General features: G+C 69.3%; 22 protein-coding genes and 1 tRNA gene. 15 read left to right on the top strand and 8 right to left on the bottom strand.

Annotated features, from left to right (window positions below; translation table 11 throughout):
• Positions 1–6: 6 nt before the first annotated feature.
• Together ASG69_RS15135 and ASG69_RS15130 are read left to right on the top strand one after the other, a co-directional pair.
• Entirely contained in the window at positions 7–684 is a 678-nt protein-coding gene (locus ASG69_RS15135; protein WP_056446144.1) for a TetR family transcriptional regulator, read from the top strand.
• A 20-nt stretch (positions 685–704) separates the two neighbouring features.
• Positions 705–1,514, top strand: coding sequence for an alpha/beta fold hydrolase (locus tag ASG69_RS15130; protein WP_056446147.1), 810 nt, complete (start codon positions 705–707; stop codon positions 1,512–1,514).
• Here ASG69_RS15130 and ASG69_RS15125 read toward each other — a convergent pair.
• Together ASG69_RS15125 and ASG69_RS15120 are read right to left on the bottom strand one after the other, a co-directional pair.
• The gene (locus ASG69_RS15125; RefSeq protein ID WP_056446150.1) at positions 1,511–2,107 is read right to left on the bottom strand and encodes a GyrI-like domain-containing protein; all 597 of its coding nucleotides are present in this window, start codon (positions 2,105–2,107) and stop codon (positions 1,511–1,513) included. The genes ASG69_RS15130 and ASG69_RS15125 overlap by 4 nt on opposite strands.
• Positions 2,104–3,435 (bottom strand): MFS transporter, encoded by a 1,332-nt coding sequence (locus tag ASG69_RS15120; protein WP_235578968.1) that lies wholly within the window; start codon positions 3,433–3,435, stop codon positions 2,104–2,106. Before ASG69_RS15120 ends, ASG69_RS15125 begins: the two co-directional genes overlap by 4 nt.
• A 23-nt stretch (positions 3,436–3,458) precedes the next feature.
• Between ASG69_RS15120 and ASG69_RS15115 the strand changes: the two genes are divergently transcribed.
• Positions 3,459–5,471 (top strand): NADPH-dependent 2,4-dienoyl-CoA reductase, encoded by a 2,013-nt coding sequence (locus tag ASG69_RS15115; RefSeq protein ID WP_056446157.1) that lies wholly within the window; start codon positions 3,459–3,461, stop codon positions 5,469–5,471.
• Positions 5,472–5,510: 39 nt separating this feature from the next.
• A complete protein-coding gene (gene cmrA / locus ASG69_RS15110) occupies positions 5,511–6,317 on the top strand; it encodes a mycolate reductase (protein ID WP_056446372.1) in 807 nt (268 codons plus the stop codon).
• Between the two features lie 4 nt (positions 6,318–6,321).
• Here cmrA and ASG69_RS15105 read toward each other — a convergent pair whose 3' ends face one another.
• The gene (locus tag ASG69_RS15105; protein ID WP_056446375.1) at positions 6,322–7,890 is read right to left on the bottom strand and encodes a helicase HerA-like domain-containing protein; all 1,569 of its coding nucleotides are present in this window, start codon (positions 7,888–7,890) and stop codon (positions 6,322–6,324) included.
• Between the two features lie 123 nt (positions 7,891–8,013).
• Here ASG69_RS15105 and orn point away from each other — a divergent pair, with 123 nt between their 5' ends.
• A complete protein-coding gene (orn, locus tag ASG69_RS15100) occupies positions 8,014–8,616 on the top strand; it encodes an oligoribonuclease (RefSeq protein WP_056446378.1) in 603 nt (200 codons plus the stop codon).
• 80 nt (positions 8,617–8,696) lie between these two features.
• Positions 8,697–8,769 (top strand) — tRNA-His (locus ASG69_RS15095).
• Between the two features lie 54 nt (positions 8,770–8,823).
• On the opposite strand, the gene ASG69_RS15090 is transcribed toward ASG69_RS15095, so the two are convergent.
• Positions 8,824–10,047, bottom strand: a complete 1,224-nt coding sequence (locus ASG69_RS15090; protein WP_235578967.1) for a DUF4185 domain-containing protein — start codon at positions 10,045–10,047, stop codon at positions 8,824–8,826.
• A 515-nt stretch (positions 10,048–10,562) separates the two neighbouring features.
• Between ASG69_RS15090 and ASG69_RS15085 the strand changes: the two genes are divergently transcribed.
• On the top strand, positions 10,563–11,312 hold the full coding sequence (locus ASG69_RS15085) for a M23 family metallopeptidase (protein ID WP_235578966.1): 750 nt from the start codon (positions 10,563–10,565) through the stop codon (positions 11,310–11,312).
• Between the two features lie 4 nt (positions 11,313–11,316).
• Here the strand turns inward: ASG69_RS15085 and ASG69_RS15080 are convergent, their stop codons facing one another.
• Entirely contained in the window at positions 11,317–12,531 is a 1,215-nt protein-coding gene (locus ASG69_RS15080) for a L,D-transpeptidase (protein WP_056446160.1), read from the bottom strand.
• 482 nt (positions 12,532–13,013) lie between these two features.
• Here ASG69_RS15080 and ASG69_RS15075 point away from each other — a divergent pair, with 482 nt between their 5' ends.
• From ASG69_RS15075 to ASG69_RS15060, 4 genes are read left to right on the top strand one after another with little or no spacing between them, the layout of a single operon-like run.
• Entirely contained in the window at positions 13,014–13,406 is a 393-nt protein-coding gene (locus ASG69_RS15075; RefSeq protein ID WP_027505607.1) for a TOBE domain-containing protein, read from the top strand.
• Positions 13,406–14,224 (top strand): ABC transporter permease, encoded by an 819-nt coding sequence (locus tag ASG69_RS15070; protein WP_235578986.1) that lies wholly within the window; start codon positions 13,406–13,408, stop codon positions 14,222–14,224. The genes ASG69_RS15075 and ASG69_RS15070 overlap by 1 nt, the downstream gene beginning before the upstream one ends.
• A complete protein-coding gene (locus ASG69_RS15065) occupies positions 14,221–15,330 on the top strand; it encodes a sulfate/molybdate ABC transporter ATP-binding protein (protein ID WP_082544551.1) in 1,110 nt (369 codons plus the stop codon). The genes ASG69_RS15070 and ASG69_RS15065 overlap by 4 nt, the downstream gene beginning before the upstream one ends.
• Positions 15,327–16,454, top strand: a complete 1,128-nt coding sequence (locus tag ASG69_RS15060) for a TetR/AcrR family transcriptional regulator (protein ID WP_056446163.1) — start codon at positions 15,327–15,329, stop codon at positions 16,452–16,454. The genes ASG69_RS15065 and ASG69_RS15060 overlap by 4 nt, the downstream gene beginning before the upstream one ends.
• A 36-nt stretch (positions 16,455–16,490) precedes the next feature.
• On the opposite strand, the gene glgX is transcribed toward ASG69_RS15060, so the two are convergent.
• Positions 16,491–18,545 carry a glycogen debranching protein GlgX gene (gene glgX, locus ASG69_RS15055; RefSeq protein WP_082544552.1) on the bottom strand — a complete coding sequence of 685 codons (2,055 nt, stop codon included), beginning with the start codon at positions 18,543–18,545 and terminating at the stop codon, positions 16,491–16,493.
• Between the two features lie 150 nt (positions 18,546–18,695).
• Here glgX and ASG69_RS15050 point away from each other — a divergent pair, with 150 nt between their 5' ends.
• Entirely contained in the window at positions 18,696–19,559 is an 864-nt protein-coding gene (locus tag ASG69_RS15050; RefSeq protein WP_051613317.1) for a YhjD/YihY/BrkB family envelope integrity protein, read from the top strand.
• Here the strand turns inward: ASG69_RS15050 and ASG69_RS15045 are convergent.
• Together ASG69_RS15045 and ASG69_RS15040 are read right to left on the bottom strand one after the other, a co-directional pair.
• Positions 19,492–20,217 (bottom strand): CDP-alcohol phosphatidyltransferase family protein, encoded by a 726-nt coding sequence (locus tag ASG69_RS15045; RefSeq protein ID WP_197027781.1) that lies wholly within the window; start codon positions 20,215–20,217, stop codon positions 19,492–19,494. The genes ASG69_RS15050 and ASG69_RS15045 overlap by 68 nt on opposite strands.
• Positions 20,218–20,227: 10 nt before the next feature.
• Positions 20,228–20,524 (bottom strand): hypothetical protein, encoded by a 297-nt coding sequence (locus tag ASG69_RS15040; protein ID WP_027505601.1) that lies wholly within the window; start codon positions 20,522–20,524, stop codon positions 20,228–20,230.
• A gap of 213 nt (positions 20,525–20,737) precedes the next feature.
• Between ASG69_RS15040 and ASG69_RS15035 the strand changes: the two genes are divergently transcribed.
• Genes ASG69_RS15035 through ASG69_RS15025 form a run of 3 tightly spaced genes read left to right on the top strand, consistent with a single transcriptional unit; the run spans position 20,738 to position 24,604 of the window.
• Positions 20,738–21,103, top strand: coding sequence for a PLD nuclease N-terminal domain-containing protein (locus ASG69_RS15035; RefSeq protein WP_056446171.1), 366 nt, complete (start codon positions 20,738–20,740; stop codon positions 21,101–21,103).
• 49 nt (positions 21,104–21,152) lie between these two features.
• A complete protein-coding gene (locus ASG69_RS15030; protein WP_056446174.1) occupies positions 21,153–22,856 on the top strand; it encodes an ABC transporter transmembrane domain-containing protein in 1,704 nt (567 codons plus the stop codon).
• On the top strand, positions 22,853–24,604 hold the full coding sequence (locus tag ASG69_RS15025) for an ABC transporter ATP-binding protein (RefSeq protein ID WP_056446179.1): 1,752 nt from the start codon (positions 22,853–22,855) through the stop codon (positions 24,602–24,604). Before ASG69_RS15030 ends, ASG69_RS15025 begins: the two co-directional genes overlap by 4 nt.
• The last annotated feature ends 56 nt before the right edge of the window (positions 24,605–24,660 follow it).

Below are 24,660 nucleotides of genomic sequence, written 5' to 3'. Positions count from 1 at the left end.
CGAGGAATGTCCGAGAATTCCGTAGGTTCCACGACGGCCAGCAGGGCCGAACGCAAGGAACGCACCCGGCGGGCACTCGTGGACGGAACACTGGACGCCATCGCGGACCGCAGTTTCTCCAGCGTGAGCCTCCGCGAGGTCACCCGTGCGGCCGGAATCGTGCCGACGGCGTTCTACCGCCACTTCGCGTCGATGGAGGACCTCGGAGTCGCGGTCGTCGAGGACAGCATGCGCGTCCTTCGCAAGATCCTGCGCGACGTCCGTCGTCACCCGTCCGCGGACAACGCGCGCGAGTCGCTCGAACTGCTGGTGGGCGAGATCCGCGAACACGACGTCCAGTTCCGCTTCCTGATCCGTGAACGGTCCGGCGGGGTGGTGGAGGTCCGGCGCGCGATCGAGACCGAACTGCGAATGATCGTGCACGAGCTCACTCAGGACCTGTCCCGGATCCCCGCCCTGTCGTCGTGGCCCGGCGATGATCTCGAGATGGTCGCCGACCTCATCGTCAACACGATGCTGGCGACGGTGGTGGACCTGGTCGAGGTGACGCCCGCCGGCGCGGCCGAACGCGACATCGTCGAACGCGCGCTGTCCCAGCTGCGCGTGATCATGCTGGGAATGGGCCAGTGGCAGCCTCGGAACGTCCGCGGCGCACGGACGTCGGCAGCCGCCCTCGGAGCGTGAGGACCCGATAGCCTTTCCCCATGCAGATCTCAGTCGGTGACCTGACCTTCGACGCGGACCGCTACGGAACCCCCGGCGACCGCCCGGCCCTTCTCCTGCACGGTTTTCCCGAGACGTCCGCGAGTTGGCGCGACGTGGCGATCCGCATGGCGGACGTGGGCCGCGACGTCGTCGTGCCGAACCAGCGCGGGTACTCCCCCGGTGCCCGTCCGTCCGGTACCGACGCGTACCGCATCGACCTGCTGGTCGCCGACGTCATCGGAATGCTCGACGAACTGGGCTTCGCGGCAGTCGATCTCGTGGGGCACGACTGGGGGTCGATCGTCGCCTGGTACGTCGCGGCGCTGCATCCGGATCGCGTGCGCACCCTCACCGCAGTGTCCGTCCCGCACCCGGCCGCCTTCGGATGGGCGATCCGCGAAGACGAGGACCAGAAGAAGCGCAGCGAGTACATGACTCTCTTCCGTCAGCCCGGCAAGGCGGAGGATCTGCTGCTCGAGGACGACGCCCGCCGGTTGATCGCCATGTTCTCCGGTGCCGCCGATCCGACGATCGTCTCGCAGCATCTTCCGGTGGTCGGCCGGCGTGAGACGCTCACCGCCGCGCTGGAGTGGTACCGCGCCATGACGCGCGACTTCGCGGATCTCCCGTCCGTCGAGGTGCCGACCACCTACGTGTGGGGTAACCAGGACACGGCGGTCGGCCGCGCCGCCGCCGAGCGGTGCGCCCAGCACGTCACCGGCCCCTACGAGTTCGTCGAGTTGAGTGTCAGCCACTGGGTGCCCGAGGACGATCCGGACCGACTGGCGGACGAGATCCTCGCGCGTTAGCGCGTGACCGGTTGTCGCAGAATCGTTCTCAGCTTGTCGGCCACCACACGCCGTGGGTCGCCGAGATAGATCTCGTGATGACGTCCCGTCATTCGGAGCGAGTTCGCCGGGACGACGACGTCGTGCATGTGCGCGAGCACCGGCGCCTCGTCCTCGTAGGACCCGACGTGCAGCGTCTGCACGCACAGCCCCTCGTCGAGACGTATCAGGCGCACGTCGCCTGTCCGCGGGCCCGCCTTCCGTTCGCGGACGGTCTCCAGATGCTCGGCCGTGATCCAGTCGGGGGTCATGATCATCGCGGTCCATCGCCATCGCGACGGGTCCCGCTCGCGGGTGAACGACGCCCAGTCGTCCGCCCACCACAGCGCTTCGAGCGGCATCACCACGTGGTCTCTGCCGAGTTCACGCTTGGCGAGGAACTTCAGGCCGTACGCGAGCGGATACAGAGACGACACCGCGTCGGTCCAGGCGGTCGTGTTCGGATCACCGTCCCCGTCGATCGTGAGGTACTGCAGGGGCGGCACCTCGACCACGTCGAACACCCCGAGTCGAGCGCTGTACGTCGCGATCTCCTTCTTGTGGTCGACCTTCACGCCGCCGCGTCCCTCCCCCGATCACCCTCGGGTGCCGCGACGCGGAGCAGGGCCAGTAGCCCGGCCGCCAGCACCAGCACGATGCCGATGATGCCGGCCCGATCCGCGTCGAAGAGGAAGACGAAGAGTCCGAAGAGGCTCGGAGCGAGGAACGAGACCGCGCGTCCCGTCGTGGCGTAGAGGCCGAACATCTGGCCTTCCCGGCCGGGCGGGACTATGCGGGTCAGGAAGGTGCGCGACGCCGACTGTGCGGGTCCGACGAACAGGCACAGGATCAGTCCGAAGATCCAGAACATCAGGGGACCCGAGACGGCGAGCAGGACCAGCCCGGCGACGATCATCGACACGAGCGAGACGACGATGACGAGCTTGGGCCCCAGCACGTCGTCGACACGCCCCGCGACGACGGCGCCGAGTGCGGCGACGACGTTGGCGGCGACCCCGAAGAGCAGCACGTCGGCACTGGAGATGCCGTACACGGTGACGGCCAACACCGCTCCGAAGGTGAAGACCCCGGCCAGACCGTCACGGAACAGAGCGCTCGCGACGAGGAACCACACGGTGCGGCGGTCGGTGCGCCACAGCTCGGACACGTCGCGCCACAGCACGCGGTACGACTCGAGGTAGCCGGCTCGCGCGGCCGCCGCCTCGGGGTCGGTGACGGGGAGTTCGGGAACCGCGAAGAGCACGGGAAGCGAGAACACGAGGAACCACACCGCCGCGAGCAGCGCCACGAGCCGGATGTTGAGGCCGTCCTCGGTGGTGATGCCCAGCAGGCCCCGCTCGTCGCCGTCGCCGGCGATGAACCCGAAGTAGCACATAAGCAGCAGGACGATGCCGCCGAAATAGCCCATCGCCCAGCCGAATCCGGACACCCGACCCAGATTGTCGGGCGTCGAGACCTGACGCAGCATCGCGGTGTAGGGCACCTGCGCCACCTCGAAGAGCACCGAGGCGACGGACAGCAGGATCAGGCCCAGCCACAGGTAGTGGTAGTCGTCCTTCACGAAGAACAGTGCCGCCATGCACACGACGGTCGCGGTCGACAGTACGAAGAGGAGCCGTTTGCGGCGACCTCTGGCATCGCTGCGCTGACCGGAGACGGGAGCCAGGACCGCGACCAGAACTCCGGCGATGCCGAGCGACCACCCCAACCACGACGTGGCGGACACTCCGCCGGGCAGATCGGCACCCACCGAGTCGGTCAGGTACACCGAGAACACGAACGTGAGGATCACGGCCTGGAAGGCGGCGCCGCCCCAGTCCCAGAAACCCCACGCCAGCACCTGCTTCTTCGTCACGACACCGGGCGCGCCCACGACCACCATGTCTCGCAGCATAGGGTGCCGAGATGACCGACTTCCCTGTTCTGCTGTCGCCGATCACGGTCGGTCGTACGACGTTGCCCAACCGGGTGATGATGGGCTCGATCCACACTGGACTCGAGGATCGGGCGAAGGACGTCGAGAAGCTCGCCGCGTACTTCGCCGAGCGCGCCCGAGGTGGTGTGGGACTCGTCGTCACCGGGGGCTACTCCCCCAATCGCACCGGCTGGCTGCTGCCGTTCGCGGCCAAGTTGACCAACCGTCTCGAGGCCCGTCGCCACCGACGCGTGACCGATGCCGTGCACCGCGAGGGTGGTCGGATCGTGCTGCAGATCCTGCACGCGGGCCGCTACTCCTACCATCCGCTCTCCGTGAGTGCGTCGGGTGGGAAGTCGCCGATCACCCCGTTCCGCGCCCGCGGCCTCACCGATCGGGGCGTGGAACGGCAGATCAGCCACTACGTCCGGTGCGCGCGCCTGGCGCAGCGCGCAGGCTACGACGGCGTCGAGATCATGGGCGGCGAGGGCTACTTCCTCAACCAGTTCCTCGCACCGAGGACGAACCGTCGCACCGATCGATGGGGCGGGTCCGCCGAGAACCGGCGCCGCCTTCCGGTGGAGATCGTGCGTCGCATCAGAGCAGCGGTCGGACCGGACTTCCTGCTCTCGTTCCGGATCTCGCTGGCCGATCTGGTCGAGAACGGTCAGACGTGGGACGAGATCGTGGCACTCGCCACCGAACTCGAAGGAGCCGGGATCGATCTGTTCGACTCCGACTTCGGCTGGCACGAGTCGCGCGTGCCCACCATCGTGACGTCCGTACCGAGGGCCGCGTTCATCGACTTCACCCGCCGCCTCACCGAGGTGGTGACGGTGCCGGTGGCGGCGGCGAACCGGATCAACATGCCGGAGGTCGCCGAACGCCTGCTCGCCGACGGCAGCGCGCACCTGGTGTCGCTGGCCCGCCCGATGCTGGCGGATCCCGACTGGCTGCTCAAGGCGAGGAACGGCCGACGGGACGAGATCAACACGTGCATCGCCTGCAACCAGGCCTGTCTCGACCACGTCTTCGTCCATCGCAAGGCGTCCTGCCTGCTCAATCCGCGGGCCGGGCGGGAGACCGAACTCGTGCTGTCCCCGACTCGCTCCGCGAGAACGGTCGCCGTCGTCGGCGCCGGCCCGGCGGGACTCGCCACCGCGGTCGCACTGGGGCAGCGTGGTCATCGCGTCACCCTCTTCGAGGCGCGCGACGAGATCGGCGGCCAGTTCGCGATCGCGCAGCGCATCCCCGGCAAGGAGGAGTTCGCCGAGACGGTCCGCTACTTCACCCACGCACTCGCCGCAGCGACGGTCGACGTTCGGCTCGGCACGACGGCCGGCGCCGCGGACCTCGTGCACTTCGATCGCGTCGTCCTGGCCACGGGTGTGGTGCCGCGCATCCCGTCCATTCCCGGCATCGATCACCCCAGCGTCGTCACGTACGCCGAGGCGGTGCTCGGCCACCGCGACGTCGGCAGGCGCGTGGCCGTCATCGGGGCCGGCGGCATCGGTGTCGACGTCTGCGAGTTCCTCACCACGGAACACTCCTCGACTCTGGACACCGCGGAGTGGCGTCGGGAATGGGGAGTCACCGACGATCCGGCGGCCGCGGGTGCCGTGGCCACCGCCGTCGCTCCCCCCGCGGCTCGCGAGGTGTACCTGCTACAGCGGACGGCGGGACGGATCGGGACGCGACTCGGCAAGACCAGCGGCTGGGTGCATCGCGCTGCCCTGCGAAGCAGGAACGTGACGCAGTTGTCGGGGGTGCGGTACGACCGGATCGACGACGACGGATTTCACATCACCGTCGACGGACGGACACGCGCACTGGAGGTCGACACGATCGTCGTGTGCGCCGGTCAGGAGTCGGTGCGCGATCTTCTGGACGATCTCACAGCTGCGGGAACAGTAGTTGACGTCATCGGCGGCGCCGACGTGGCGGCGGAGGTGGACGCGAAGCGGGCGATCGAACAAGGGACCCGCCTCGCGGCCGCCCTCTGACGTCTCGTGCTCCGCAGCGTCACGCTAGCCTCGGTGACCGTGAGCCTCCCCGCACCCACCGCAGAGTCCCGTGCCGTCGTCACCGGAGCGTCGTCCGGCATCGGAGAAGCACTCGCCACCGAACTCGCCGCCCGTGGTCATTCGCTGATCGTCGTCGCCCGTCGAGGCGAGTTGCTCGAGGCGCTGGCGGCGAAGCTGACCGCCGAGCACGGCGTCACCGTCGAGGTCCGCGTGAACGATCTGTCCGATCCCGTTCAACGCCAGACCCTGGCGGACGAACTGGCCGGCCGCGACATCTCGGTGCTCTGCAACAACGCCGGCATTGCCACCTTCGGTCCGGTGTCGGCGCTGGATCCCGCCTACGAGCGCGCCCAGGTGCAGCTCAATGCTGTTGCGGTGCACGATCTCACGCTGGCGGTCCTGCCCGGCATGATCGAGCGCGGCGCCGGCGGCATCCTCGTCACCGGCTCGGCCGCGGGCAACATGGCCATCCCCAACAATGCGACCTACGCCGCCACCAAGGCGTTCGTGAACACGTTCTCCGAGTCGTTGCGATCGGAGCTCGCCGGCACCGGCGTGCACTGCACGCTCCTCGCACCCGGCCCGGTCCGCACCGAGACGCCCGATCCCGCGGACGCCTCCATCGTCGACAAGCTGGTGCCGGACTTCCTGTGGATCGACAGCGCGTACACGGCACGGCTGTCTCTCGACGGGCTCGAGAAGAACAAGATGCGCATCGTTCCCGGAATCCTCAGCAAGGGCATGTCCGTTGCGGGCCAGTACAGTCCGCGCTCGATCAGCGCTCCGATCATCGGCAGCTTCTACAAGAAGCTCGGCGGTTCCTGACCTTCTACCTCCGACGGCGGCGTCCGGTCCCGAAGATGCTCCGTGAGATCTCGCGACCGGCCGCACTGGCTGCCGACCGCAGGAAGCTCTTCACGGCGGGGTTGGCCATGATGCGTTCTGCGGCCGACGGCCCTTCCGGCGCGGGCAGCGGCGGCAGGTCGTAGGTCTGCGGCAGCGGCGGGAACTCCGGCTGCTGCGGCGTCGGTTCGGGGGCCATCCGTGCGTTCAGCAACTCGTACGCGGACTCGCCGTCGACGGTGGTGCCGTACGTCGCGTACAACGGACTGGCGGTCGCGGCGGCCGTGATCGCGTCCGTTCCGATGGTGTCCATCAGCGACTGCGGCGGACGAATCCTGGTCCAGGCCACGGGAGTCGGCGCGCCCCGCTCGGACAGCACCGTGACGATCGCCTCGCCGGTCCCGAGGGTGGTGAGTGCCTCCTCCAGGTCGTAGTCCGCACTCTTGGGATAGGTCCGTACCGTCTTGGTCAGCGCCTTCTGGTCGTCCGGGGTGAAGGCGCGCAGCGCGTGCTGCACCCGCGCGCCGAGCTGGGAGAGCACCGGCCCGGGAACGTCCGACGGCAGCTGCGTGCAGAAGAAGATGCCGACACCCTTGGAGCGGATCAGTTTCACGGTCTGCTCGACCTGCTGGAGGAAGGCCTTCGACGCGTCGGCGAAGAGCAGATGTGCCTCGTCGAACACGAACACCAGCTTCGGTGCGTCGACGTCCCCCTCCTCCGGCAGGGTCTGGAAGAGATCGGCCAGCACCCACATCAGGAACGTGGAGAACATGACGGGACGCGCTGCGAGAGCGCCGAGTTCGAAGAGGGTGACGATGCCGCGTCCGTCCGGTGCGGTGCGGATCAGGTCCTCCGTCCGCATCTCCGGCTCACCGAAGAACGTATCGCCGCCGTCGGCCTCCAGGTTCACCAGTGCCCGCAGGATGACACCGGCGGTGGACGACGAGACGCCGCCGATGCCCTTCAGGTCGGCCTTGCCCTCGTCGCTCGTGAGGTGCGTGATGACGGCACGCAGATCCTTCAGGTCGAGCAGCGCGAGCCCCTGCGTGTCCGCCCAGTGGAAGATCAGTCCGAGGGTCGACTCCTGAGTCGCGTTGAGCTGCAACACCTTGCTGAGCAGGATCGGGCCGAACGCCGTGATGGTCGCGCGTACCGGCACCGCGCCACCCTCGGTACCGAGGGAGAGGAACTCGACCGGGAATCCCGTGGGCGCCCACCCGTCCGCGCCGGTCTCGCCGGCCCGGCCGCGCAGGCCGTCCGAGTCGGCGCCCGGAGCGGACAGTCCCGAGAGGTCGCCCTTGACGTCGGCCAGCACCACCGGAACACCGGCCGCGGAGAGCTGTTCGGCGATCACCTGCACGGTCTTCGTCTTGCCGGTTCCCGTGGCGCCGGCCACGAGGCCGTGACGGTTCACCATCTTCAGCGGTAACCGGACCCGTGCGGTCGGATCCGCGACGCCGTCCAGCACCACACTGCCGAGTTCGATGGCGGGGCCTTCCGTGGCGTACCCCGCTGCGATCGCGGCCGCGCGGCCACCCTCCGTCGGTTCCGTCATCGTCACTCGTGCTCCCGTTCTCGTGTCGCCGGCGGTACGGGCTGAACTCTATCGCCGGTACCGACACGTGCGGGTCTACTGTGGCAGCGGTACCGATGGACACGACGGATACCGAGGATGTGCGTGAACGACAAACTGGTGTGGATCGACTGCGAGATGACGGGCCTCGAGCTGGGCTCGGACAAGCTCATCGAGATCGCGGCCCTGGTCACCGACAGCGACCTCAACGTTCTCGGCGACGGCGTGGACATCGTGATCCACTGCGACGACGACGCACTGGCCTCGATGCCGGACGTGGTCACCGAGATGCACGCCAAGTCGGGGCTCACCGAGGAGGTCCGTGCGTCGACGGTCACGATGGAGCAGGCGCAGGAGAAGGTGCTCGAGTACATCCGGCAGCACGTTCCCGCCGGCACCGCGCCGCTCGCCGGCAACTCGATCGGCACCGACCGCGGCTTCATAGCGCGGGACATGCCGGAACTGAACGACTACCTGCACTACCGGATGATCGACGTCAGCTCCATCAAGGAGTTGTGCCGCCGGTGGTACCCACGCATCTACTTCGGTCAGCCTCCCAAGGGCCTCGCGCACCGGGCACTCGCGGACATCGAGGAGTCGATCCGGGAGCTCAAGTACTACCGGCAGACGGCCTTCGTGGCGGCTCCGGGACCGACCACCGAGGAGATCAGCGCCGTCGTGACGACGCTGACCGGTGGCGACGCGTGACACAGGGAACCGATTGGCTTCCCGCGTATCGGTCACGCTAGTATCGAACGCGCCGCATCGCCGCAGGGTGTGCAGCAATGGTGGGCGTAGTTCAGTTGGTAGAGCACCAGGTTGTGATCCTGGCTGTCGCGGGTTCGAGTCCCGTCGTCCACCCCGAACACGGAGGCCCCCGACTCGCGAGTCGGGGGCCTTCGTCGTGCGTGGGGCTCAGCGGGGCAGCGCGTCGAGGTCCGTCCGCATGAGGATGACGTTGTAGGACGAGTACTGCGACGCCGTGAAGTACAGCGAGTCACCGGCCGACCTCGGGTGGATGTAGGGCGCGTAGAGGCCACCGCCCGGGTAGTTGCCGATGTCGTTGTTCACCACCAGCGCGGTGGGAGCGCTCCACGGCCCCTCGGGCGCCGACGCGGTCCGCGCCATGATGCGGCCCTCGACGTCGTTGCCGTACAGCATGATGTAGCGACCGAGATACGCATTCCACGCGACGGACATCTCCCCGACCGGCTGGCCGACCACAGGAGCGGCGGCGGCCAGGTCGGAGGTCCAGGACCCACCGTTCCAGTACTCGTACCGGGTGAGGTCCAGCATCGCGTCGGGTGCGACGCGGGCCAGGTAGGCCGCACCGAGACGGCCGTTCGGTGTCCCGTACTGGTACATGAACCCGTCCTGGCCGCGGACGAACGCCGCCTGCTGGAAGCGGGCGTCCAACTGCTCCGTACCGGGGACGGTCACGCCGCTGTTGAACCGGATGGTGGCGGGCTCGGGGAACCACGTCTGCCCGTTGTCGCGCGACGTCGCGATTCCCGCGTAGTTCGTCGACCACACCGAGCCGCTCCACTCGCGGACCGACATGAAGTGCAGATACTGCACGCCGTTCACGGCAATCGCCGACGTGGGAACGATCGTGTACTCGACAGGTGAGAGCCCGAGAGCCGAGAGCAGTTGGGTCGCGAATCGCGGATCGTTCCCGGCCACCACCGCACCGGAGTTCACGTCACCGGGCACACCGTCGGCGAACGTGATGCCGTCCGACAGGTCGGTGTCGTTGCTGCGCAACAGAACATTGTGCCGCCACTGCCCGCCCGGGACCGCGCAGTTCCCGAAGGTGTCGCCGAACGCCATGAGGGTCTGACCGGCTCCGTTGTCCCAACTGATGCCGAGATCGGTCCCCGAGATTCCGAAACGATCGAACGTCCGGTTCACACTCTCCTGACCGGTCACCCACCCCACGGTGGACGTCGACGGCCCGTTGTAGGCGGGCACCGGGCCCTGCCGTCCCGCAGGTGGCTGACCGGGAAAACCTGTTCCGTCGATCCCGGTACCGGGCAGTCCTCCACACGGTTCGGCCGCCGCCACGGGCGCGAGCACCAGGCTCACTCCCCCCACCAGTGCCAGTGCCAGCGCAGCCGCCATCGCCCGTTGTCGTCGCATACAGAACATCCCCCACAGTCGCGCCACACGCGGCAGTAACCCGCCCCCGAACGCAAGGTACCAGTCCGGACACGGTCCGATCTCCGCACCGGGACGGCCCCACCGACGAATTACACGTATGTGTTTTCGCAGGTAGGCCGGCACAACCGAATTACGTTGGTGTAATTGAGCATTCGTGTTACCGAGCGATACTGCTGTCCCGTAGAGTGACCCGTGGCGCTCTTGGGGAAGGTGCGCCGTGTGTTACTCGTGTTGTTCGCTCGACGGACGTGAATGCCAAGGGAAGGGCATTCGACTTCGCCGAGCGGTGCGCCGTGGGCGACTGCTCGTCCGGTACCGGTCGGTGAGACCGGTACGGGACAGAGGGACGTCGACGGCCGTACCGCCGTGGACAGCGCAGCAGCGACGGGACTCCTCCCCCGGGTCGGCGCCGACCGAATGGCGACGCCCGTGGGCGCATACGGAGGTAGCTCGTGCACCGAACATCACACTCGAACACCGCATCACAGGACACCGTGGGCGCATCGCCGTCACCGGTGCGCCGCCGTGGTCGCTGGGGATCTGCCGCCATGGTGGGCGTCGCGGCCACCGGAGCTCTGCTCTTCGCCGGGACACCCACGGCCGCAGCGGCACCCGCGCTTCCGCCGCTCCCCGCTCTGCCCGCGTTCCAGATTCCCGGTGTTCCGCTGAGCGCCAAGCAGCAGGCGGCGATCCTCGCCGCCGTCTTCGACGCGACGGGCGTGCTGGTGCAGGAGGTCGCGGGGCTCGTTCTCGGCGACATCACCCTCACCCCGGTGACTCCCGACGCCGCGCCGGACGCCACGTCGCCCTTCCAGGCGGCCCCGCTGGGCGTCGGCGGATCACGACTCCCCTTGACGCCCGGCACCTTCGAGGTCACGTCCGGTTACGGCGGGCGCAACAACCCGACCGGCGGCGGACGGCAGAACCACGAGGGCATCGACCTCGGAGCCGCGCAGGGAACCACGATCTACGCGGTCACCGGCGGCACCGTCACGCAGGCCGGTGACGCGGGCGACGGGTACGGCAACCTGGTGAAGATCCAGAAGGGCGACACGGAGGTCCTCTACGGACACCAGAGTCGCATCGATGTCGCCGTGGGTGACACCATCGCTCCCGGTCAGGCCATCGGCGCGGTCGGCAGTACCGGCGACTCCAACGGCCCGCACCTGCACTTCGAGGTGCGACGCGGCGGCGAGGCCGTGGACCCGGTCGGTTACCTCACCGCTCTGGGCCTGAAGGTCTAGCGGCTCAGACGGACTGGGCGTTGCCGGCTTTCCACTCGTCCCACGGGATGTTCCAGTCGCCCAGTCCGTCGGTACCCGACAGCGTTCCACCCACGGTGTTCTTCACGACGGTGATGTCACCACGCTTGGTGTTGTCGTAGACCCACTTCGCGTTCGACGGGCTCAGGTTCAGGCAACCATGGCTGACGTTCGAATAGCCCTGTGATCCGACGGACCACGGCGCCGAGTGGAAGAAGATGCCGCTGTACGACATTCGCGTCGCCCAGTCGACCGGAGTGCGGTAGCCCTGCGCGGAGTCCACGGCGACGCCGTAGGTCGACGAGTCCATGACCATGGACGCGAACTTGTCACCGATGATGTAGACCCCGTTGTCGGTGGGCGAGCTGTCCTTGCCCATCGACGTCGGCATGGTCTTGACGTCGACTCCGTTGACGGAGAACGTCACCTGCTTGGTGGCGTCGTCCGCGGTGGCGATGACGGCGTCACCGATCGAGAAGGACGACGACGCGTTCTCCTGGCCGAAGAGTCCCTCGCCGAGGTCGCGACCGAAGACGTCCACCGTCACGGTGACGCGGGTGCCGGGAGCCCAGTAGTTCTGCGGGCGCCACCGCACCTCTTTCTGGTTGACCCAGTAGAAGGCACCCTCGACCGGCGGGTCCGTCACGACGGTGATCGCGTTCTGCGCGGCGATCTTGTCGGGGATCGGCTCGTCGAACTGCACGGCGACCGGTTGGCCGATGCCCACGATCTCGTTCTCGGACGGCAGCAGGTACGGCTTGGTGACGTTGTCCGGCGAACTGGTGGTGAAGGACGAGACGGACGACGCCTCACCGCCCAGACCGTAGGCCCGCGTACGCAACGTGTAGGTGCCGTTGTAGTCGAGCACCTCGCTGTTCGTCCAGGACGACCGATCCTCGGACAGTGCTCCGGGGACAGGGGTGCCGGCGTCGTCGGTGAGCGTCACCTCGGACAGGGTGCCGTCCGCCACGGTCACCGCGACCGGAGCACTCGGGGAGAATCCGACGGACGCGTCGGGCGCCGGCAACGACACCTTCGGCTTCATGAGCTCCGACAGCGGGTTGGAGTCGATCGGTGCGGGAGCCGCCGTCGGTGACTGACCCGACCCCGCCGTGCACCCGGCCGCGGAGAGTGCCAGCACCGTCATCGCGGCCACCAGAGTCGAGCGCCCACGACGGGTCCTACCCCACGACATCGTCATTCTCTCGACTCCACTCACCTGCGCCCGAACCATCAGCTATCACGCACATGATGCCACCCACCTGGGATTTCTCACCACTCCGGAGCTGGGGAACACGGTCACGGTCGAGTACCGATCGAGCATCGACCCGGCTCCTCACCAGCGGTCCGGAGCCTCTGCCAGCGGGAATGCGGACCAGGCGTCCCGTTTCGCTGATCGCGGGTGCTGTTGGTGTGCGTCACAAGCGACCCCGCACAGCACGATGCCGCCGAGCGTGAACTCGGCGGCATCGAGGACGGAGTCGGCCGTGCGCCTCTCGGCAGAAGGCCGCTCGTAGCGGCGAAAAGGGGTGGTACCCGGGGCATGGATCCGACTCCGTCGAGCTGTGCAACGCCGACACCCCCGAGTCTGTTCCCGGCCGCTAGCATCACGTGGATGCGCGCCCTCGGTCCCACGTCGTCCGCATCTGCGCCGCGCCCCGTCTCGTTCCGGCGTGCGACCCGATGAGTGATCTGCGTGTCCGAGACGCCGCCGCCCTGGTCGGTGTCAGCGACGACACCGTCCGCCGGTGGATCGAGAGTGGTGTCGTCGAGACGTCGAAGGACTCGGCCGGACGCACCGTCGTGAACGGCGCCTCGCTCGCGGCGCACGCTCGGGCCCGCGCCGCCGCACCGCCGGATCCGAGCGGCACGGTCAGCTCCGCGCGCAACCGTCTGGCCGGACTCGTCACCTCGGTGGTCGTCGACACGGTGATGGCCGAGGTACAGATGCAGTGCGGCGCGTTCACCGTGACGTCGCTGATGAGCGCAGAATCGGTGCGGACACTCGGACTGGAACCCGGCAGCGTCGCCGTCGCGGTGGTCAAGGCGACCACCGTCATCGTCGAGACACCGTGATCTCCAGCCTCGCGGGCGGGACGCGCGGCCACCGCGACGCGGTGCGTCCGCCCGCCTGGATCCTCGTGCCGGCCAGCCTCGGCACGGCGCTCGTCGTGCTCCCTCTCGTGGCGATGCTGCTCTCGGTCGACGTGGCTCGCTTCGTTCCGCTCGTCACCTCGGAGTCGTCCCGGGCCGCGCTGCTGCTCAGCCTGCGCACGGCGGCCGCCAGCACTGTCCTCTGCATCCTGCTGGGGGTGCCGATGGCCCTGGTCCTCGCGCGGTCGACCGGGCGGATCGTCGCCGTCGTGCGCGCACTCGTCCTGCTCCCCCTCGTCCTGCCCCCGGTGGTGGGTGGGCTCGCCCTGCTCTACGCGTTCGGCAGGCAGGGACTGCTGGGTGAACACCTGCGGGCGTGGGGCATCGACATCGCCTTCACCACCACCGCGGTGGTCCTCGCGCAGACGTTCGTCGCCCTCCCCTTCCTCGTGATCAGTCTCGAGGGCGCACTGCGCACGGCGGGCACGCGGTACGAGGTCGTCGCCGCGACCCTCGGAGCCTCACCCGGCACCGTCCTGCTGCGGGTCACCCTCCCCCTGGTCCTGCCCGGGCTGGCGTCGGGTGCGGTGCTCTCCTTCGCCCGTGCGCTCGGCGAGTTCGGCGCCACCCTCACGTTCGCCGGGTCGCTCCAGGGCGTCACCCGCACCCTCCCGCTCGAGATCTACCTTCAGCGCGAGACGGATCCCGATGCGGCGGTGGCCCTCTCGCTGGTCCTCATCGTCGTCGCGATCGTCATCGTGATCCTCACTCGCAGTCGGCGTCCGGCAGGCGTGCTGTGACACCCACCGACACCTCGGTCGTCCTCGACGTCCGTCACCGAGCACGCGGCGCCGACCTCACGCTCACGGTGCCGTCGGGCGGAGTGGTGGCGATCCTCGGGCCCAACGGTGCCGGGAAGTCGACGCTGCTGTCGATGGTGGCCGGACTCGTCCGGCCCGACGACGGCGTGGTCCGCATCGGAGCGCGTACCCTCACCGACAGCGCGCAGCGCATCGACGTCCCGCCGCATCGCCGACGGGTGGCTCTCCTCGCCCAGGACGCGCTGCTGTTCCCACACCTGTCCGCGCTGGCGAACGTCGCCTTCGCGCCCCGCTCACGAGGTGCCGGACGAGCCGAGTCCGAGCGACTCGCGCGCCGATGGCTCGAGGCCGTCGACGCGGCAGACCTCGCCGATCGGCGGCCGCGCGCACTGTCCGGCGGACAGGCCCAACGCGTCGCCCTCGCCCGCGCACTCGCGGCGGACCCCGACGTGCTCCTGCTCGACGAGCCGTTCGCGGCGCTCGACGCCGAGTCCGCACCGGCCATGCGCCGCGTGCTCCGCGAGGTGCTCGCCGAGACCTCGCGCACCACCCTGCTGGTGACCCACGACCGGGTCGACGCCCTGACGCTCGCCGGTGAGGTGGCCGTCGTCGACGCCGGACGAGTGGTCGAACACGGCACCGTCCGCGACGTTCTGACGGCTCCGCGTACCCGGTTCGCGGCCGCCCTCGTCGGAGTGAACTCGATCGAGGGCACCATCACCGCTCCGGACACGCTCACGACCGCGTCGGGTGTCGCGGTGCAGGGCCGCGCCCCGGATCCTCTCGACGCGGGCTCGTCGGCGGTGGCCCTGCTGCATCCCACCGCCGTCTCCGTCTTCGTCGACCCACCGCGGGGCAGCCCCCGCAACGTGCTGCCCGTGCAGATCGGCCACGTGGAGTCCACCGGCTCGTCGGTCCGCATCACGTCCACCGCGGCCGCGGGTCTGCCCGCGCTGCACGCCGACGTCACCGTCGCGGCGGCCACCGAACTCGACCTCGTGCCCGGCCGTCGCGTCCACTTCGTCGTCAAGGCCGGCGAGGTGGCACTGCACGCCGCGGCTCCCGGCGCGCCCACACCGCGGTGACCGGTGGGTCGCCACGGCCGCGGCGACTGCTCGACGCGGCAGCGGATCTGTTCGGCGCCCGCGGCTACGCGGCCGTCGGCATCGACGACGTCGCGGCGGCCGCGGGCGTCTCGGGGCCGTCGGTGTATCGGTGGTTCGACTCGAAGTACGACCTGCTCCGCACGCTGCATCTGACCGCGGTCGCACGCCTCGAACGGCGCATCGCTCGGGAGGGCGCTCCCGCCGATCACCACGCGCTCGCTCTCGGCGCCCTCACCGTGCGCCGCTCGCTCGGCACGCTGCGCCGCGACCGCCCGCATCTGCACGACCCCGACATCGGTTCGGTGACCACGGTTCTCGATGCCGTCACCGCGGCAGCACGTCGTGCCGATCCGATCCTTCGGCCCTCTCGCGACTCCGACGTCACGACTCGGGCGGTGCTGTCCACCCTCTCCAGCATCGGGACGCACCGCCTCGCCGTCCCCGCCGCCGCGGTGCTCGAGGTTCTCGACTCCGCGTGCGCCGCGGTCCTCTCGGCGGACCTGCCGGACGCCGTCGACGATCCGGATCTCCCGCGCGGCGTCCCGCCCGTCGGGCGACGGGACGCACTCCTGCGCTCGGCCGCGGCGCTGTTCGACGAGAACGAGCCCGCCGACGTGACGATGGCGGCCATCGCCTCCTCGGTGGGCATCGCGGCATCGAGCACGTACCGCTGGTTCGGCGGCAAGACCGTGGTGCTGGACGAGGTGTGCCTCGGCGCCGCGCGCCGGGCGGCAGACGAGACGGCGCGTGTGCTCGCCCGGTCGGACACGCCGCACCAGGCGCTGGCCGGGCTGGCGCGGCGGCGCGTGGCCCTCGCGACGCGGGCGCCGGCACTGCGGGTACTCCGGCGCCACGGCCTCTCGACCGGTCCGGCGACGGCACGCGAGCTCACCGTGATGGCTCGCCAGGAGCGCGGAGAGTGGGTGCACCTCCTCGCGTCGACGATGCCGGGACGCTCGCGGGCACAGTCGTCGGTTCTCGTCGAAGCAGCGTTCACCGTGGTGAACGACCTGTCACGGCACGTCGACGAGCGCCGGCTCGCCGCGGTGATCACCGCGATGCTGGGTGTGGACGACGGCGGGCCCCGATCACCACATCGGTGATCGGGGCCCGCGTCGGATCTGCCGTGCCGCGACCGGCTACTGAGCCTGCAGCAGCGTGAACGACCTGTCTCGTACCAGCAGTGACGTCGGGTCCTCGCCCACCTGCTGCTCGGGGTCGCTCGAGATCGTGAGCGACCACGTCTCGTCGGGCAGGGTGAACTCGACCGGGGTGTCGGAGGCGTTCATCAGCCACAGGAACACGGTGTCCTCGGCCGACGACTTGAACAGCACGGCGATCGACTTGTTCGATCCGGTGGTCCAGTCGTCGTCACCCATCGCGACGCCGTCCGCACGCTGGAAGTCGATCGTGTCGGGTCGACCGCCGCTCGTGTCGGTGGTGGCGTCGTCCTCGCCGTGGCGGAACCACACCGGACGCAGCGCCGGATGCTCGCGGCGGAGTGTGATCAGCGCCGTGGTGAACTCGACGAGTGCGTCGTCGGCGACCGCCCAGTCGAACCACGAGATCTCGTTGTCCTGGCAGTAGGCATTGTTGTTGCCGCCCTGCGAGCGCGCGAGTTCGTCGCCTCCCAGGAGCATCGGAACGCCGGCCGAGAGAAGCAGCGTGCCGAGGAAGTTGCGGCGCTGGCGATCGCGCAGCGCGTTGACGTCCGCATCGTCCGTCGGACCCTCCGCGCCGCATCCCCACGACCGGTTGTCGGACTCGCCGTCCTGGCTGTCCTCGCCGTTCTCCTCGTTGTGCTTCTCGTCGTACATCGTGAGGTCGGCGAGAGTGAAGCCGTCGTGCGCGGTGATGAAGTTGACACTCGCGAGGGTGGGCCGGCGATCGTTCTCGTAGACGTCGGGGCTACCCGAGATACGTTGCGCCAGAGCGGGAAGGCTACCCTCCTCGCCGCGCCAGAAGTCGCGGACGTCGTCGCGGAACTTACCGTTCCACTCCGACCACCGCGCCGGGAAGCCGCCGACCTGATAGCCGGCGGTGTCCCACGGCTCGGCGATCAGCTTCACCGGGGCGAGCACCGGATCCTGATGCACCATGTCGAGGAACGCGCTGTGTCGGTCGAGGTCCTCGTCCTGACGGGTCAGGGTGCTCGCGAGGTCGAAGCGGAAGCCGTCGACGTGCATCTCGGTGACCCAGTAGCGCAACGAGTCCATGATGAGGGCGAGTGCGGCGGGATGGCCGACGTTCAGGCTGTTGCCCGTTCCCGTCGTGTCGTAGTACGAGCTGTGGTCCTCGGGGACCAGCCGGTAGTAGGACGCGTTGTCGATTCCCTTGAGGGACAGGGTGGGTCCGAGGTGGTTGCCCTCGGCGGTGTGGTTGTAGACCACGTCGAGGATCACCTCGAGGCCGGCCGCGTGCAGCGCCTTGACCATCGACTTGAACTCGGTGACCTGCCCACCCGTGTCGCCCGCACTGCTGTACTCGTTGTGCGGCGCGAGGAAGCCGATCGAGTTGTATCCCCAGTAGTTCCGGCGACCCTCCTCGAGCAGGTGCGAGTCCTGGACGAACTGATGCGTGGGCAGCAGTTCGACGGCGGTGATGCCCAGCCGTGTCAGGTGCTCGATGGCGGACGGATGCGCGAGACCCGCGTAGGTCCCGCGGACGGCCTCGTCCACGTTCTCGTCGAGCTGGGTGAAGCCCTTGACGTGCACCTCGTAGACGACGGACTCGGACAACGGGATTCGCGGCGCGGCGTCGTCTCCCCAGTCGAACGAGTCGTCGACGACCACGGACCGCGGCATGAAGGGCGCGGAATCGGCGTCGTTGCGGGTCTCGGGCTCGTCGTGATGGTGGGAGAACACCGCTTCGTCCCATTCCACGGATCCCGCAACGGCTTTCGCGTAGGGGTCGAGGAGGAGCTTGGCGGCGTTGTGGCGCAACCCGGCGGCCGGATCCCACGGGCCGTCGACCCGGAATCCGTATCGCGTTCCGACGGACATGTTCTCGACGATGCCGTGGAACACGTGGCCGGTGTACTCGGGCAGTGTCGTCGACGACAGTTCGGTACCGTTCTCGTCGTACGTGACGACGGTCACCGACTCGGCCGTCTCGGTGTAGACCGCGACGTTCGCGCTCCCGTCGGGTCGAAGACTGACACCCGCAGGGTAGGGGGTGGAAGGCTGTCGTGTCACTGATGGCACCAGTTCTCTGTCGTAGGTCCAGCTCGTGGAGGGACCGGAAGTCACCCACGGAAGTCGTGCGGGTCCCAGCGTTCTTACCCGCGCACCGCCCGGACGAAACGGTGCAGGTTGAGCGCACGGGCCACCGGGTAGACATGCCCCATGACGGGCGTCCGCACGACTCGACGCATCGTGCGTGAACGAACGGCCGTCGCGGCGGGAATGCGACGTCGGCTGGCGGCACGCGACACGGCCCTGGTGGCGGCGGGCATCACGTTCTACGGCGGCATCGCCGTCGTGCCGATGTTGCTGTTGGGTCTGCGCCTCACCACGCTGCTGCTGGGTGAGGAGACCGTCGTCGGGTACGGAGACGCCATCGCCGGACTGCTGCCGGGCGCAGCGGGCGCCCCGGGTGCGGTGCGGACCCTGTTCGACGCCGGGACCCACCTCGGGTGGCTGGGCGGCCTGGTCGCGATCCTGCCCGCCACCTTCTACGGCGAGGGCATGCGACGGGCCCTGCTCGTCTACGAGCCCGTGCGCGAATCGTTCGTCGGCTGGCGCGGTCGCGCGTCGGCGCTCCCGGTCCTGATCGTCACGCCGCTGCTCACCATCCCCGTTCTCGTGGTGGGCAACGCACTCGCCTCGGTGAACGGCGGCATCGGCGCGGGAGCGTTCCGCGTCTGGCTCGGATTCGTCACCGTCTGGCTGGTGCTCGCCGTACCCATCGGATGGACGTACCGGGTGGTCGCGCCGACCACCCTCTCGCGTACGGCCGTCGCGATCGGTGCCCTGACCACCGCGTCCTTCGTCTCGGGATTCCTGCAGGGCTACGTGCTGTTTCTCGCGATACCCATCGACTGGTCGGGCCCGTTCGGCGGCCTCGAACCCGTCGGAGCGGCCGTCGCCACGGTGCTGTGGCTGTTCCTGCTGCACATCATCGTGCTGATCGGCTGGGTGTTCACTCTCGAGTGCGACCGGGTCGCGGAGCGGGAAGCGCACTCAGAGCGTGATGGATCGACACGCTGATCTGACTGAAGCCGACGACGGCGAGAATCAGGGACACGGCGGCACCGATGGTGCCGAACAGCGGACCGGTGTCCACCACCGAGGCTCCCAGGAGAGTCACCACGACGGCGATCACGCGGGACGGGCGCTCCCACACCGTCACGACTCCGATCGACGCCATCCCCGCGGACACCGCGCGAGCCCGCGCCGTCTCGTGCAACAGGGTGAGCAGCGCGACCGCGACCACCAGGGGTGCGGGTGCTCCCAGCACGAGGAGAACCGCGAAGACGAGCATGTCCGAGAGTCGATCGGCCACCGAGTCGGCAACGTAGCCGAATGCCGTCGATCGACCGCGGAGCAGTGCGACGGCGCCGTCGAGGCTGTCCACCAGCGCCGACAGGACGAGAAGCAGTGCCGCCGCGCCGGCGCCCCACGGACCGGAACCCGCGACGGCGAGAGCCAGGACAGCGAAGAGAACCCCCACAGCGGTGACCGCGGTGGGGGCGACGCGCGCCCGCGCGAGCGGGCGGGCCAGAACGTACGTGATGGTCAGCCAGCCGTGCACCAGTGCCGACGAGTGCACGTCGTACCCGCCGTGCAGCTCGGACCACGCACGGAAGTACTGCGTGCGAGTTCTCGGCACGGAGACGACGGGTTCCGACGCATCGGAACCCGTCACGTGATCGTGGTCAGTGACCACCGGGATCGGTGAGGGACTTGCCCTCGGCCGCCTTGACGCGCTTGCGCTCGAGCAGGACCACGGCGAGGCCGGCGAGCAGGAGAACCGGGCAGGCGATGCCGGCGACCAGCACCCATCCCTCGAAGCCGCCGCCCGCTGCGGTCAGGCCCAGTCCGAGCGCGACGAAGCCCAGCGCCATCAGGAAGTAGCCCGGCCATGCGCGGCTGTCGGTGATGGCCTCACCGGCGTGCGCACGCGTGGTGCGTGCGAAATCCTGCGGCTGCTCGTTCTCGTTCTGCGCGACCACGACTTGTCCTTTCGTCGATACATCCGTGCATGCCCGTCGGACCGCCGGGGGAAACCCGGTCGGTGGGCGCTCACAGAGGGCATTCGGAACCACCTACCCCCGCGACGGCTCGTACGGAGTGACGAGGGCGACGTCGGGCGCTAGGGTGAGCGCGTCAACAGACCATGCGGTTCGTGAATCGGGACGTGAACCGCTCTACGTGAGGACGCGCCCGTGCCCTATCTCGGCCTGATCGTCGCCGTGCTCTGGATCTTCTGCCTCATCGACGTCATCACGGCCGACGAGGGTGGGATCCGTCACCTCCCGAAGACGGTCTGGCTCCTGCTCGTCGTGTTCCTTCCTCTCGCCGGGTCCGTGGCCTGGCTCGTGGCGGGCCGGCCCGTCGGCGGCGGCATCTGGGGCGGTCCCGACGCGGGACGCCGACCGAGCGCGACCCGTTTCCCCGAGTACGACGTCCGTCCCGGCCGCGCGGTCGCGACGAACTCCGAGTCCGACGAGGAGTTCCTGCGTCGGTGCCGGGAACGCGCTCAGCAGCAGCGCGACGCCGCCCGTCGCACCAGGAATCCCGAGCACGACTGACGCGTACGCGTCGTCCCGACCGGTCGGCCACGTGGGTTAGGGTCGGCTAATGCATGACGCACCTCCGTCGACCGGCGGGGCCATCCTGCGCCGCACCACCCGGCGCCACCGTGTGCGACTCGTCGGTTCGTCGGCCCTGTTCTGTGTGCACCAGTTCTGCGAGACGATGGTGCCGGTCGCCGTCGGTCTCATCATCGGCCGCGCGGTCGAGACCGGCGACGTCACCGCGATGATCGTCTCGTTACTGGGGCTGGCGGGTCTGTTCGTCGTCCTCTCCTACGCGTACCGCATCGGCGCCCGCATCATCGTCGTCGCGATCGAGCGGGAAGCACACCTGCTACGCGTGGAGGTCGCGGGACGCGTGCTCGACCCGCGCGGCGTCCAGGTCGATCTCGGCCCCGGCGAGTTGTTGACGGTCAGCACCTCGGACGCCGAGAAGACCTCGTGGGCGCTCGACGCCATCGCCCGGGTCGCCGCCGCGGTCACCGCCCTCGTCGTCACGGCGGTGGCACTTCTCGTCATCGATGTGCCGCTCGGGCTGGCCGTCGTCATCGGCACGCCTGTCCTTCTCCTTCTCCTGCAGTTGTGTGCGCCGTTCCTCACCCGCGCCGCGACCGATCAGCAGGCGGAGGTGGCCCGCGTCTCGGGTCTCGCCACCGATCTCGTCAGCGGCGTACGGCCCCTCCGCGGTATCGGCGCCGAGGACGTCGCGTCCCGGCGGTTCGTCCAGTCGAGCCGACGTGCACTGGCCGCGACGATGCGTCTGGCCCGCGGCAACAGCGTGTATCTCGGTGTCTCGGCGACGGTGGGCGCGCTGCTGTCCGCCGCCGTGGCCGGCACGGCCGGGTTCCTCGCTCTCGAGGGCCGAATCTCCGTCGCCGAGTTGATCACTGTCGTCGGACTGGCGCAGTTCCTCATCGAGCCGCTGAGTTCGCTCTCCCGACTTCCCGGCTTCCTCGCGGTCATCCGCGGATCAGCGGACCGGTTGGCATTGGTTCTCGGCGCCGACCCGGTGGTCACCTCCACCGGTACGCGGTCCCCCGACACCTCGTCCGTCGGACTCGACGACCTGTCCTACGGGACCTTGACGCATCTCGACCTGCATCTCGGGCGCGGCGAGATCGTCGGCGTCGTCGCCTACCGGCCGCAGGACGCCGATGCATTGGCCGCCGTCCTCTCCGGGCAGGTGTCGCCCGACGACGTCACCGGACGGCTGACGGTCGGCGGCGTCGACGTGACCGAGCTCGCGCTCCCCGAGGTCCGCCGCACCGTGCTGGTGGAACCGCACACGTCGGATCTGTTCGCCGGCACGGTGCGGTCCAACATCGCCCTGGACCGCGGGAGCGACCTCGACGCCGCGGTGACCGCCTCCGCCGTCACCGACATCGTCGCCATGCACGACGGCGGTCTCGACCATCCGGTGACCGACCGCGGTGCCAGCCTGTCCGGTGGGCAACGCCAACGAGTCGCCCTCGCCCGCGCACTCGCGGCGCAGCCACCGGTACTCGTCCTCCACGATCCGACCACCGCCGTCGACGCGGTGACCGAACACGCCATCGCCACCGGCATCGCGGGACTGCGTCACGACGGCGACGCCCGCACCCAGACGACGGTGCTCATCACCACCAGCCCCGCGCTCCTCGCGGTCACCGACCGCGTCGTCGTGCTCGACGAGGGGCGCGTCGCGACCGTCGGCACCCACCACGGGTTGGCGGAGACGGACGAGCGCTACCGAGAGGCGGTTCTGCGATGACCGAACCGACCGCACTGCTGCCCATCGCGAGTGGACGGCGATGCTGGGCGTTCCTTCGCGGCGAACTCCGTGCGCGGCGGGGATCGGTCGCGCTCACCGTCGCCATCGGCGTGGTCGCGGCGGCGATGGCGCTGATTCCCGTGTACGTCTTCGGCATGCTCGTCGATCGGGTGACCGAGGGCGCACCGACGTCCACGATCGTCGGTGTCGTGACGGTCATCGGCGCCGCGGCGGTCGCGGGCGGCGTCTTCACCGGGATCGGCGCCTACACCGTCAGTCTGCTCGGCGAGAAGATGTTGGCCTCGCTGCGCGAGCGCGTCCTCGGTCGCGCACTCCACCTCCCGGTGAGCACACTGGAGCGAGTCGGCAAGGGAGACCTGCTCTCCCGCGTCGGGGACGACATCGCGGTGATGGCGAAATCGCTCGGCGAAGTGGTGCCGAACATCCTCGCCGCCGTGCTGCTGGTCCTGCTCAGTCTGATCACGATGCTCGGGCTCGACTGGCGTCTGGGACTCGCGGGCATGGTCGCGATCCCGATGTACGTGATGGCCCTGCACTGGTATCTGCCGCGGTCCGCCCCGATGTACGCCGCCGAGCGCGTCGCGATGGGCGAGCGCGCCCAGTCTCTGGTCAGCAGCATGCAGGGGGCCCGCACCGTGCGGGCGTACGGCATGGAGGGTGAGCACCTCGCGCGCATCGACGCATCGTCCGGCATGGCTCGCGACATCGCCGTCACCGTCTTCCGTCTCTTCACCCGGTTCGGCTCGCGCAGCAACCGGGCGGAGTGCGTCGGCCTCTCGGTCATCCTCACCGTCGGCTTCCTGCTGGTGCGCGAGGACGCCGTCACCGTCGGTCAGACCACCGCGGCGGCACTGCTGTTCCACCGGCTCTTCAACCCGATTGGCATGCTGCTGTACTCGTTCGACGACATCCAGTCGGCCGGGGCCTCCCTCGCACGACTGGTGGGCGTCATCGATCTGCCCGACGACCGCTCTCCCGGGACCGAGGCGGAGCCCGCCGACGGCACCGTCGTCGTGACGAACCTCCGCCACTCCTACGACGGGGTCGACGACGTCCTGCACGGGATCGATCTGCGGATCGACGACGGCACGACGGTGGCGCTGGTCGGCTCGACCGGCGCCGGCAAGTCCACCATCGCCGCGCTCGTGGCGGGCTCGATGCGAGCGGACTCCGGATCGGTCCGGGTGGGCGGGGTGTCGCTCGACGACATCGGCTCCGATCGACTGCGCCGGCACGTCGCGATCGTCAGCCAGGAGGTGCACGTGTTCGCCGGACCGCTCATCGACGATCTGCGGCTCGCGGCACCGGACGCGGATCGGGAGACGGTCGAACACGCGCTGCGGACGGTCGGCGCGCACTCGTGGGTGAGCACCCTCGAGGACGGTCTCGACACGGTGGTCGGCGAGGGCGGCGTCGAGCTGACTCCGTCTCGCGCGCAACAGATCGCACTGGCCCGCATCGTCCTGGCCGATCCGGCGGTCGCCGTCCTCGACGAAGCCACCGCCGAGGCCGGCAGCGCCGGCGCGCGCGACCTCGAGGAGGCCGCCCGGGCCGCCACTCGCGGACGGACGACTATCGTCGTCGCCCACCGCCTCACCCAGGCGGCGAGCGCCGACAGCGTCGTGGTGCTCGAGCACGGCCGCATCGTCGAGCAGGGGCCGCACCAGGACCTGGTGGAGGCGGGCGGCCGGTACTCCGAACTCTGGTCCGCGTGGCGAGGGCGCTAGTTGTTCTTCGCGGGGAGGTTGTGGACGGTGAGTCGCTCGATGGGTGACTTGCCGTC

This window comes from Rhodococcus sp. Leaf225, assembly GCF_001426145.1.
GTDB lineage: Bacteria > Actinomycetota > Actinomycetes > Mycobacteriales > Mycobacteriaceae > Rhodococcoides.
This window is presented reverse-complemented; position numbering and strand designations above follow the sequence as displayed.